At 50.3% G+C, this 10,718-nt stretch carries 10 protein-coding genes; 9 read left to right on the top strand and 1 reads right to left on the bottom strand.

All coding sequences use genetic code 11. The features are described 5' to 3' along the window. The 4 genes from IEY46_RS29835 to IEY46_RS29820 form a co-directional block, all read left to right on the top strand. Positions 1–514 (top strand): dihydrodipicolinate synthase family protein (locus IEY46_RS29835; protein ID WP_188998028.1); only part of this gene is annotated, 514 nt, incomplete at its 5' end. A gap of 13 nt (positions 515–527) precedes the next feature. Further along, positions 528–1,181 (top strand): cyclase family protein, encoded by a 654-nt coding sequence (locus IEY46_RS29830; RefSeq protein ID WP_188998026.1) that lies wholly within the window; start codon positions 528–530, stop codon positions 1,179–1,181. 122 nt (positions 1,182–1,303) lie between these two features. Next, the gene (locus tag IEY46_RS29825) at positions 1,304–2,707 is read left to right on the top strand and encodes an extracellular solute-binding protein (protein ID WP_229750633.1); all 1,404 of its coding nucleotides are present in this window, start codon (positions 1,304–1,306) and stop codon (positions 2,705–2,707) included. A 21-nt stretch (positions 2,708–2,728) separates the two neighbouring features. Next, on the top strand, positions 2,729–4,141 hold the full coding sequence (locus IEY46_RS29820) for a N,N-dimethylformamidase beta subunit family domain-containing protein (RefSeq protein ID WP_188998023.1): 1,413 nt from the start codon (positions 2,729–2,731) through the stop codon (positions 4,139–4,141). A 46-nt stretch (positions 4,142–4,187) separates the two neighbouring features. On the opposite strand, the gene IEY46_RS29815 is transcribed toward IEY46_RS29820, so the two are convergent. Then, the gene (locus IEY46_RS29815) at positions 4,188–4,952 is read right to left on the bottom strand and encodes an IclR family transcriptional regulator (RefSeq protein WP_188998020.1); all 765 of its coding nucleotides are present in this window, start codon (positions 4,950–4,952) and stop codon (positions 4,188–4,190) included. A 204-nt stretch (positions 4,953–5,156) separates the two neighbouring features. Between IEY46_RS29815 and IEY46_RS29810 the strand changes: the two genes are divergently transcribed. The 5 genes from IEY46_RS29810 to IEY46_RS29790 are packed head-to-tail and all read left to right on the top strand — an operon-like array spanning position 5,157 to position 10,665. Further along, on the top strand, positions 5,157–7,037 hold the full coding sequence (locus tag IEY46_RS29810) for a beta-N-acetylhexosaminidase (protein ID WP_188998017.1): 1,881 nt from the start codon (positions 5,157–5,159) through the stop codon (positions 7,035–7,037). A 31-nt stretch (positions 7,038–7,068) separates the two neighbouring features. Further along, positions 7,069–8,370: a M20 family metallopeptidase gene (locus IEY46_RS29805; RefSeq protein ID WP_229750632.1), complete on the top strand. Its 1,302-nt coding sequence runs from the start codon at positions 7,069–7,071 to the stop codon at positions 8,368–8,370. A gap of 35 nt (positions 8,371–8,405) precedes the next feature. Next, positions 8,406–8,780: a RidA family protein gene (locus tag IEY46_RS29800; protein WP_188998013.1), complete on the top strand. Its 375-nt coding sequence runs from the start codon at positions 8,406–8,408 to the stop codon at positions 8,778–8,780. A 10-nt stretch (positions 8,781–8,790) separates the two neighbouring features. Then, positions 8,791–9,540, top strand: a complete 750-nt coding sequence (locus IEY46_RS29795; RefSeq protein ID WP_188998010.1) for an SDR family NAD(P)-dependent oxidoreductase — start codon at positions 8,791–8,793, stop codon at positions 9,538–9,540. 24 nt (positions 9,541–9,564) lie between these two features. Beyond that, positions 9,565–10,665, top strand: coding sequence for an alanine racemase (locus tag IEY46_RS29790; protein WP_188998007.1), 1,101 nt, complete (start codon positions 9,565–9,567; stop codon positions 10,663–10,665). Positions 10,666–10,718: the final 53 nt, after the last annotated feature.

Below are 10,718 nucleotides of genomic sequence, written 5' to 3'. Positions count from 1 at the left end.
GGGCAGTCTTGCGGCGAGGACGGGTCTGCAGATCATTTTCTATGACAATCCGGTCACGACGAATACCCTCTATACCGCGCAGCAGCTGATCGAATTGGCGGAAGCCGTTCCAGCGATTAAGGCGATCAAAATGACCGACCATAACATGGGCAAAATCCGGGCGTTGAAACAGCACACCTCACTCGCGGTATTCGGAGGCGATGACATCATCTGCTTCCGTGCCATAGAGGCGGGGATTGATGGGAATATGATTATTGCCCCGATCATCTTTCCGAAGGCGTTCAAGGAAGGCTGGGATCTGTACCGGGCGGGGAAACGGGAGGAAAGCTTTGCTGTCTTCTCAAGTAAAATATTGCCGTTCATCCATATGTTCGGTCCTGGAGACGAGATTCCAACGACCAAAGCCTTGTATCACCATCTGGGTCTATTCAAGAGCGCGGAGACGCGCTTGCCGCTGCTGCCGTCTGATGAGAATCGGGTGAGTGAAACGCTGCTTGGTTATCAATATGGTTGATGGAGGATCTGGCATGAAGAAGTGGATCGATCTGACTGGCAAATTGGAGAATGGAATGTGGAATTACGGAGATCCGTTTCCTGATATTGTTGTAGATCAAGTTGCAGATGTTGCAACTCACGGCTATGAGGGTCATGCTTTCCAACTGCACTCGCTTGCAGGGACGTATCTGGAGACAGCTAACCATCTATTCGCTGATCGGGAGCGCCTTGGAGACATTAGTCTGGATCGGCTGATGGTGAGAACGTGGGTGGCGCAGCTTCCGGATAAACAGCCTTTTGAAGCGATTACAGCGGAAGAACTGGAGCAGGCGGTCGGATCGGTGCTTGCTCCAGGCGATGGCTTGTTGATCGCGACAGGTTGGGATGCATTCTGGAATCAGCCCGGGTACACGGAATCGAGCCCTTATTTTGAACCTGAAGCGATGGATTGGATTATTGATCATGATGTCAGCCTACTCGGAATGGACATTACATCCATAGAAGATCCACGCAAGCCTGGCGGTGAAATGACCTTATTGATGAGCTACTATGCGAAGGACCGGTTGATGGTTGCCCCCCTTGTGCAGCTGCGTGAAGCTGGCACAGGGCCGTGGACGTTGATGGTTCTGCCGCTAAACATCCCGAATGTGTGCGCCGCTCCTTGCCGCGCCATCCTATTTCAATAATGAGGGTTATTTCATAGTTTAACCCTGCAGCCTAAGTTCCTCGATGAATAAGTTGTGCAAAGACGTTGCTGATCACGGTGTTCGGATATTCAAACCTATTCAACGAATTGGGGGCATTTATTTTGAGAAGATGGATGCTAGTCTTGATACTCGTTATGACATTTTCAGTTATTGCAGCTTGTTCTAACTCTTCCAAGGAGCCTGGTGAATCACAGGGAGTAACGAAAACAACGGGCACAACAGAAACGGCAGAAACAGCAGAATCAGCAGAAACAAAGGACATTGCCGGGGTGGTCCGGGTAGCGCTTGCCGGATGGCCTCTGGAGAATGGAATCGATCCCGTTACCGGCAAATCAACCGTCGGCTTAAGCCAGTACCTGAAGGAAACGTTCGAGAAGCAGTATCCGAATATCAAATTAGAAGTTACACAGGTCCCTTGGGAGAATGCTTTGGCAAAGCAGAACTCGATGCTGATTTCCAAGGATGTGGATATTCTGTATACAGCGGGCGGCTGGTCTGCCAACTTCCACCAGCAGGGCTTAACAAGAAGTATTGATGATCTGGTTGAGAAAGACACGGCCTTTGATAAGAGTATGTACCCTCAAGGGATATGGGATGGATCGTATAGCATCGTGTCTGCCGATGGCCAGTCTCATATTGGACTTCCATCTGTGCTTGGACAGAGAATGCCGATTATGGATAACAAAATATTCGAGGATTGGGGAGTCGAGCCGTTGTCTGCCAGCCCCACTCCCGAAGAAATTTTGGAGAAAGCATTAAAAATGACCGGTAAAAATCCGAAGACGGGCGAGGAGAACTACGGTCTGTGGTTTAGCGGAAATGATGCAAGTGCCTCCACGTTCTTCGCTCTTGCGTATGCATATGGCGCTGGCGGCGGGGAAGGCACGGTGGACAAAGCGAAGGATATTAAGTGGGAGCTGAACACGCCTGAAATGGTGAAGGTATTCGAATGGATGGCTAAGGCGGCTGCCATTCCTCCTACAGCCTTTGTTAACGGGCAAGGGTCCGAGACCTTTGGGCTTGAGGATAACGACATTGCCATTTCTTTGAATTCTAACGGCTACACCATGATGAGTGCCTTCGCTGAAACGAAGGATCAGGCTTTGCTGGAAAGATATGAGCCCGTTCTTCAAAAAGGTTTCGTGGCGATTGATCCGATTGTTATGGCGAAGCAGCCCAAGGATCTTGAAGCCTCATGGGAAGTGATGAAGTTTCTGGCCGGCTATGAAACGCAAAAGCATATGTATGAGAACTTTCAGTACACGCCAGTGGTCGTGAATGCTGATTTTGTATCCCAGGAGGACAAGTATACCCGTAAGGCGCTTGAGATTGCGGAGGTTACAAGTGAAATCTTCCTTACTAAGGGAACGCCGTTCTTATATAGCGATATTATTCCGGCAGTGAACAACTTTATCAGTGATATTCGTAATGGGAAGAGTGTGGATATTCAGAAATATCTGGACGATCTGCAGAAAAGAGCAGTCGATTGGTCTGCTAACCAATAGGGAGTCTCTGGAGGAATGCTGATGACTAACGCAATTGCTGAGGAGAATAAGCTTAACGGCACGTTGGATTGGCAGATTACACGCTATATATACGAGTATCCGGAATCGACAATGGGATTACCCCTTACGAGAGGTCTCCGTTCTCCTGCTATTGAAGGTTTTGCTTCAGCTACGAGTGTCTATCCGGGCGAGCAGATCGATTTCAAGATAAGCATGAATCCTGCGGGTGCCTATACCATTGATATTTATCGAATGGGTTATTACGGGGGAAAAGGCGGCCGGCATTACCGGCAGATCGGCCCTCTGGATGGCACTGTTCAGGCTGTTCCCATGGAGACGATTGAACGATTAAGGGAATGCAACTGGGAGAAGGGGGCATCTCTCGTTATACCTGAAGATTGGCCTAGCGGCGTTTATTTGGCCAAGCTGTCAAGGGAAGAACCGCAGCCTGCGCAAAGCTATATCATCTTCGTTGTGAAGAGGCGCGGCCCTGCTGATATCGTCGTGCAGGTCAGCGACCTGACCTGGCAGTCCTACAACAAATGGCCTGGCGTTAATTCGCTTTATGATGATGGAACGCCCTATTTGTGGTATCAGGGAACGAACGTAAGAGTCAGCTTCGAGCGTCCGTACTCCAAGTACAGCCAGATTATGGAGGCTCCGCTGTCATGTGGTTCGGGTGAATTTCTATTATGGGAATATCCGCTGACCTATTTTTTGGAGAGCGAAGGTTATGATGTGGCTTACTGCTCGAATCTGGATCTGCATGGGGATTCAGCGTTGGCGGACAATTGCCGTGTATTCTTATCTGTCGGGCATGATGAGTATTGGACGAGACAAATGTATGACAATGCCACAGCGATGAGAGATGCGGGAGTCAGCTTGTTGTTCTTGTCCGGCAATGCTCTGTATCACGAGATCGTGACTTACGGGGGAGCAGGCGGAACGTTTCGTTCCTTTGCACGGCACAAGCGCTTTATGGATGAGCATGAGCTGATGGGCTCATCCTCCTTCGGCCCGGGTTATGGGGATTGGACGGTTACGAAGCCGGAGCATTGGTTATTCGAGGGGACGGGGATGAGGCAGGGGGATTCCATTTCAGGATTGATCGGTTGGGAATACCATGGAGCCCCGTTCAAGGATATTGAAGGCCTGGAGGTCGTAGCTGCGAATCATTTGGTTGGAACTGCGCAGTCTGATGATGATCGTCCAAACCCGGAACATGGCAGGCATGGCGCTGTTATCTATCCTGGATCGCTGGGCAATTGGGTCTTTAATGCAGGAACAATCTGGTGGGCTAACGGATTAAGCAGCCCTCCCGGACATATTCCTGCAATGGGGACATTTGGTCGGCCGCAGGGGGTTGATTCCAGGGTGCAGGTGATTACCCGAAACTTGCTTGCGAAGTGTCTGGAACCCAGTCGCTTAGGATGATAAAGCGAGATAAGCGGGCTCTGAAAAAAAAGAGGCCCGCTTATCTTTAACTATTGAAGCCCAGCTTCCGGGAAACGGTTAATGCCTTATCCTTAAGTAAATTGCCGAAGTCATGGAAGGAAATGCTGGGCAGCTCATTTCTTAAAGCGGTAATGCCAAGAGCGCCGATGGTCTTTCCTTTGTGATTGAAGATCGGAACGGCAATGCAGCGAATGCCGACTTCGCCTTCCTCGTCCTCGATGGCATAACCGGTCTCACGCACGCTGGCGAGGAATAACTTGAAGTCTTCCAGCGAGGTCATCGTATGATCCGTGGTCTTGGGCATTCCATGCCTCTCGATCGCATGGGTTAACTGTTCATCCGTTAGGTAGGCCGCAAGCGCTTTGCCGACGCCGGAGTTGTGAAGCATCTGGGTTTGCCCGATATGAGTAGAGAACTGGACGAACCCGGGGCCGTTAACTTTATCGATATAGAGGGCCCTGTCGTTTTCCAGAATGGCAAGATGCACGGTGAACTTCATGTTCGCTGCGATCCATTCCATTTCCGGCTGTGCCGCTTGACGAATATCGAGCTTGGATAGTCTCTCCAATCCGACGTTGTACAGCTTCAAGGTTAGCTGGTATTTTCCCTCCTCCGTCTTCATGACGTAGCCCAGGTCCTCCAGTGCGCTCAAGATCGTGAAAATCGAGGATTTGGGCAGTCCATTTTGTTCATAGATATCGGTAACGCCGAGCGGGTCCTTGGAGCTGGCTAGCATCTCAATAATGGCCATGCCTTTCTCTAAGGCAGGTACACTGTATTGTTTTTTCATATTGCCACACCTTTTCGATATACTGAAAATCGATCAATAGATTCATTAAACCATATTCTTCGAAAAATCGCAATATTTGCAGCATTTATGATTTAATTTAAACAAAATAGTTTTATTTTCTACAGCTCTAGGGAAAATTTTATGCTATAATATTCATTATATTAAATCATTTTTCTTTCAGTTGAAAAAGGAGGTTCTTCAGAAATGAAATTAAACTTTATGGGTGATCTGGACGGTTTAAAAGATGGATTACAATTATTAGCGGCTGAAGCAGGCATTGAGCTTTCTTCCGAAGGTCGGGTGGTCGAGGTTGTGAACCATTCTATCAATCGGATTATCGTTGAAGCGGAGGGTGACAGTCTGCGTATTGCCTATCAAAGAAAAATCCATTTCTTCCGGGCAATTGGCTTGCTTGTTGAAGCGCTGCGGGAGAGCAGTACGTTTCTCATTGAGGAAGAGCCTCAATTCGATATGAATGGGCCGATGTTCGACGTCTCCCAAGGAGGCGCTGTCATTCGCACGGACTCGATTAAAGCGTTTTTGCGGAAAATGGCACTGATGGGCCTGGATATGATTATGCTGTATACCGAGGATAGCTTCGACGTGAAAGAGCAGCCGTACTTCGGCTATATGAGAGGCCGTTACTCCCAGGATGAGATCAGAGAGATGGACGATTACGCCGATCAATTCGGCATTGAGATGATCCCTTGTATCCAGACGCTGGGCCATCTGGCCGATGTGCTGAAATGGAAAGCATTCGCAGATCTTCGCGATGATCATGAGACGATGCTGGTCGGTTATGACCGCACCTATGAGTTCATCGAGCAGATGCTGGTTGCTGCTTCAGCTCCGGTCCGTTCGAAGCGTATTCATATCGGGATGGACGAAGCCTGGAAATTGGGACTTGGTGAATATTTAGTCCAGAACGGACTGCAATCCAAAGCGGATATTATGAACATTCACCTCAAGAAAGTGATGGAGATCGTCGAGTCGCTTGACTTGGTTCCCATGATGTGGAGTGATATGTATTTCCGTGGAAGCTCACCGTCAGGCGAATATTATGATAGGAATATTGTTATTTCTGATGAAGTTATCGCGGGAATGCCGAAGAACATTCAGTTTGTTTATTGGGACTATTATCATTATGACGAAGGGTTCTACACGGATTTTGTCCGTACTCACAAGACCTTCGGTTCCACACCGATCTTCGCGGGAGGAATATGGAACTGGAAGGGTTTTGTCTTGAACTACGGAGCAACGTTCGATTCGACTAATGCGGCTCTGAATGTGTGCAAGCGCGAAGGCGTGCGGGAGGTATTTGTAACGCTTTGGGGAGACGATGGCACGGAATGTGATTGGTTCTCCGCATTGCTCGGACTTCAATTATATGCGGAGCATGGCTATGCGCTTGAATTGGATGAGGACAAGTTAAGCCGCCGTTTCCAATATTGTACGGGCGGGCGGATGGAAGACTTCATGGCGATTAAGAACGTGGACGAGCCTCCTGGTATTCAACCGATGAATCACGAGACGTATAACCCCTCCCGCTATATGCTCTGGCAGAATGTGATGATGGGTTTGTTCGACGAAAATTTGCGCGGACTTGACATGGCAGGGCATTATACCGAGCTTCAGAAGCAGATGGCTCTATTCGCCACCCGTAACGGCGAATACGGTTTCGTATTTGAAGTGCTGGAACGTCTTTGTAATGTGCTGATCCTGAAAGCAGACATAGGGATTCGGATTACGGATGCATACTTGGGCGGGGATAAGCAGGAATTAGCACGAATTGCCCAAGAGACCCTTCCAGAAATCCGCACCAGGGTAGAGAAGCTCCGCGCCTATCATATGGAGCGTTGGCATGTCGTGAACAAACCATTCGGTTGGGACATAATTGATTTGCGTTATGGCGGGCTGTTCATGAGCCTTAATACGGCCATTGAACGGATTTCGTCGTACCTTGCAGGCAACGTGGATCGTTTGGAGGAACTTGAAGAGAAGCGGCTCCTGTTCCAAGGGCAGGAAGGCCTTGTCGATTGTTACCTCTATAAGCATATGCCGACACCAAGCCGGATTTCGCAGTAATGGCATCAGCTTGGAAGGAAAGGTGATAGAGATGAGCGGGAATGAACGGAATATCCCGGTGTTGATCCGGGATTGGATCCAATTGAATCGTGGACGAATGGCGGACCTGTTATCCACGCTCATTCGATATGACACGGTTAACCGTGTTGTTACCGGGACAGAGAAGGAATGCCAGCAGAAACTGCACGAATTGATGCAGGAGCTTGGGCTGGAGGCGGAACTGTACTACCCTGAAGAAGTGCCGGGCTTTCATGAGCATCCTGCTTATTATCCGGGCAAAGACTATAGCGACAGGCCGAATGTAAGTGCCAAGTGGAGAGGAACAGGAGGGGGGAAATCCCTCCTCTTCTCCAGTCATATCGACACAGCAGCTATTGCTCCGGGCTGGGAAACCGACCCCTTCTCACCGTTCGTTGAAGACAATAAGCTGTTCGGACTTGGTTCCTATGACATGAAGGGCGGCCTGGCCGCTTCGATGATGGCAGCGAGATGTCTAATGGAACTTGGCATTAAGCTGCAAGGAGATGTGCTGATAGAGTCCGTCGTCGATGAAGAGTTTGGCGGAGCAAACGGTACGGTTGCTGGTCGTGCCCATGGTGTAACTGCTGATGCAGTCATCATTCCCGAGCCAACGAATCTCGCATTATATCCCGCCGCACGGGGAGGCGCCCTGTGGCGTGTAACCTTCCGGGGAACAACCGGGCTGTCGTTCAGCGGGGAGGTTATGCAGAACCCTGCGAATGATGCAGCCCGATTCATCGTGTTTCTGGAGAAGCATGAGCAGGAACGTGCTGATCTGGCAGGACCTGCGCCCTGGTATTCAGACCGCAAGGAGCAGCTTCCTATTATCGTGACGCGTCTGGAGGCGGGGGATCTTAGCTCGCCTTTATGTGATGTCGGTCCCGTTGAATGCCACGTCGACATCTGGGTGGAGTGTTACCCTGGCGTGAGTGAAGATCAACTGCGGGAAGAGCTGCTGCTTGGTTATGAACGTTTCAGCGGCCGCAGCTATGAGCAAGGACTTGCACGTCCTGAATTTAATAAGATGATTCGGTTTCTGCCAGGCTGCTCGGTTGCGCCGGACTTTCCGCTTCTTCCCATTCTGGCTGAGGAAATCGAATCGGCAACGGGGCGGAAGGCCGAAGTGACGGGAGCGCCATACGCCTGCGATGCTTTTGTATTTAATGAATATGGTTCTTCGCCTGCGCTGATTCTGGGTCCATCGGGTGGTAATGCTCATGCACCGGGTGAATTTGTAGACTTGGACAGCCTGGTTGTGCTTGTTGAGATTTATGCCACTTCCATGCTTCGCTGGTGCGGGCGGTCGACCTAATGAATCCATAATAGATTTCGTCAGGAGGGAAGACGATGAGAAGGGCTGTTAACACGAAGGATGCGTCAATCGGGAGTGGGCCTTATTCGCAAGGAGTAGCAGTGGGAAACATGGTTTTCATATCAGGACAAGGGCCGCTTGATGCAGCGGGGAACATCGTGAGTGGAACGATTGAAGCCGAGACAAAGCTGACCATGGATAATATCCAAGCTATTGTGGAAGCGGGAGGCTATACGATGGATGATGTCGTCAAGGTGGGTGTTTATTTGGCCAGCCTCGCTGACTTCGACCGGTTTAATGCGGTATATCAGACCTACTTCAACTCCCCGCTTCCTGCCCGGACTTGTGTGGAGGCCGGGTTAGACGGAATAAAGGTTGAAATCGATGCAATTGTTTGTAAGACGGAATGAGGGGTGTGCCATGCAACGTTTTGTTAATCGTGCAGCGCTAGTGACTGGTGCAGGGCAAGGAATCGGGTATGCGATCGCAGAGCGGTTCGCAGCGGAAGGCGCCCATGTCATCCTTGCAGATATTCAGGAATCGTTGCTGCTTAAAGCGGAGGAAACGCTTCAAGCCTCCGGATACTCAGTATCTCATCAGGTTCTGGATGTTTCCCGGCCCGAGCAGGTCGATGACGTTGTCGGAAGGATCGTGGCAGAGCGGGGAGCCATCGATATACTGGCCAATAATGCAGGCATCGCCTGGGAAGAGCCGTTCGTTGATATTAAGGATGACAATTGGCGGAGAATGATTGACGTGAATTTGAACGGCATGTTTTATGTCGCACAGCGCGTATCCCGTCATATGAAGGAGCAGGGCGGCGGCTCTATCATTAACATGTCCTCCACTAATGGTCTGGCAGGCGAAGCCAAATACGCTCATTACAACGCATCGAAGGGTGCTATCGTATTGCTTACGAAGACAATGGCGATTGAACTGGGAGCAGCAGGAATACGCGTGAATGCCGTATGCCCCGGCTATATCCAGACACCGATGTCGGAAGCCATCGATGATCCGGAATTCGTCAGCCATTATATAGAGCACTATATTCCGCTTCGTCGTGTAGGCAAGCCGCAAGATATCTCGGGGGTATTTGCTTTTCTCGCATCGGACGATGCTGCATTCATCCATGGCGAGTGTATCGTTGTGGATGGAGGTCAACTGGCATAGCGAGGAAGAATGGGGGCGTATAAAATGAACCAATATGACCTGGATACACCATGTATTGTAGTCGATCGAGCTAAAATGCTGGACAATATTAACCGTTACCAGAGGGTTGCCGACGAGGCAGGTGTTGCTATTCGACCCCATGCCAAGACACATAAGACCCCGCAAATCGCCCGGTTGCAAATCGAAGCGGGTGCGGTCGGCGTGACCGTAGCGAAGATCGGAGAAGCGGAGGTCATGGCGGATGGCGGCATTCGCAACATCGTCATTGCTTACCCCGTCGTCGGAAGCGCGAAGCTGGAACGATTAGTACGGCTTGCCAGAAGAGTGGAGCTTGCAGTTGCCTGCGATAGCTACGAGGTGGCGCGGGGTATATCTGAAGCTGCCTTACATGCGGGCATCGTCATCAACGTTTGGATCGAAATTGATCCGGGCTATGGCCGAGTCGGTGTACAGCCAGGGGATGAATTGGAACGATTAGCACGATCATTGATCCCGCTGAAAGGAATTCGCATAACGGGTGTACTGGTATTCGCAGGTCATTCCTATGATGCAACGAGCGACGGGCAGCGGAAGGAAGTAGCAGCACAAGAAGCGGCTATCGCCTCCCATTCCGCAGATGTACTCCGCCGCTTGGGGTTTGCTATTGCAACGATTAGCGCAGGATCAACACCGGTTAGCCGCTTTGCCTCCTCCATGAATGGCATTACGGAAATTCGCCCTGGCACGTATGTGTTCGGGGATTTAACACAGGTGAAGACCCAAGCATTGGACATCGAGCAGTGCGCTCTAACCGTGCTGGCTACAGTCATTAGCCGGCCTGCGCCCGATCGGGCAGTTATCGATGCGGGAACAAAGGTGTTCACTATGGATGGCGAGGATTCCGTTATCGGTACGGGAAGAGGATATGTTGTCGGTCATCCGGAGGTTACAGTAGCCTGGTTTAATGAGGAGCATGGCGTTCTAACTTTGCCGCCGTCAGAACAAGGGCTAAAGGTTGGAGATAAGCTTGCGATCATTCCGGTGCATTGCTGTGCCGTTGTTAATATGTTGGATGAGTTATATATCGCCGAAAACGGTCATGTACAGGAGGTTTGGACAATTGCTGCGAGAGGCAAAGTGAAATAGTCCTGCCGCTCGGCGATAAGAGACTTTTTGAAATAACAGGAGGGGTGGTATAG

The organism is Paenibacillus nasutitermitis (assembly GCF_014641075.1).
Classification (GTDB): domain Bacteria; phylum Bacillota; class Bacilli; order Paenibacillales; family Paenibacillaceae; genus Paenibacillus_Z; species Paenibacillus_Z nasutitermitis.
This window is presented reverse-complemented; position numbering and strand designations above follow the sequence as displayed.

Coding starts and splice junctions, on each gene's coding strand:
- IEY46_RS29805 (WP_229750632.1), top strand. CDS start 7,069: ATGAGCGGGAATGAACGGAATATCCCGGTGTTGATCCGGGATTGGATC.
- IEY46_RS29830 (WP_188998026.1), top strand. CDS start 528: ATGAAGAAGTGGATCGATCTGACTGGCAAATTGGAGAATGGAATGTGG.
- IEY46_RS29800 (WP_188998013.1), top strand. CDS start 8,406: ATGAGAAGGGCTGTTAACACGAAGGATGCGTCAATCGGGAGTGGGCCT.
- IEY46_RS29820 (WP_188998023.1), top strand. CDS start 2,729: ATGACTAACGCAATTGCTGAGGAGAATAAGCTTAACGGCACGTTGGAT.
- IEY46_RS29795 (WP_188998010.1), top strand. CDS start 8,791: ATGCAACGTTTTGTTAATCGTGCAGCGCTAGTGACTGGTGCAGGGCAA.
- IEY46_RS29815 (WP_188998020.1), bottom strand. CDS start 4,952: ATGAAAAAACAATACAGTGTACCTGCCTTAGAGAAAGGCATGGCCATT.
- IEY46_RS29810 (WP_188998017.1), top strand. CDS start 5,157: ATGAAATTAAACTTTATGGGTGATCTGGACGGTTTAAAAGATGGATTA.
- IEY46_RS29790 (WP_188998007.1), top strand. CDS start 9,565: ATGAACCAATATGACCTGGATACACCATGTATTGTAGTCGATCGAGCT.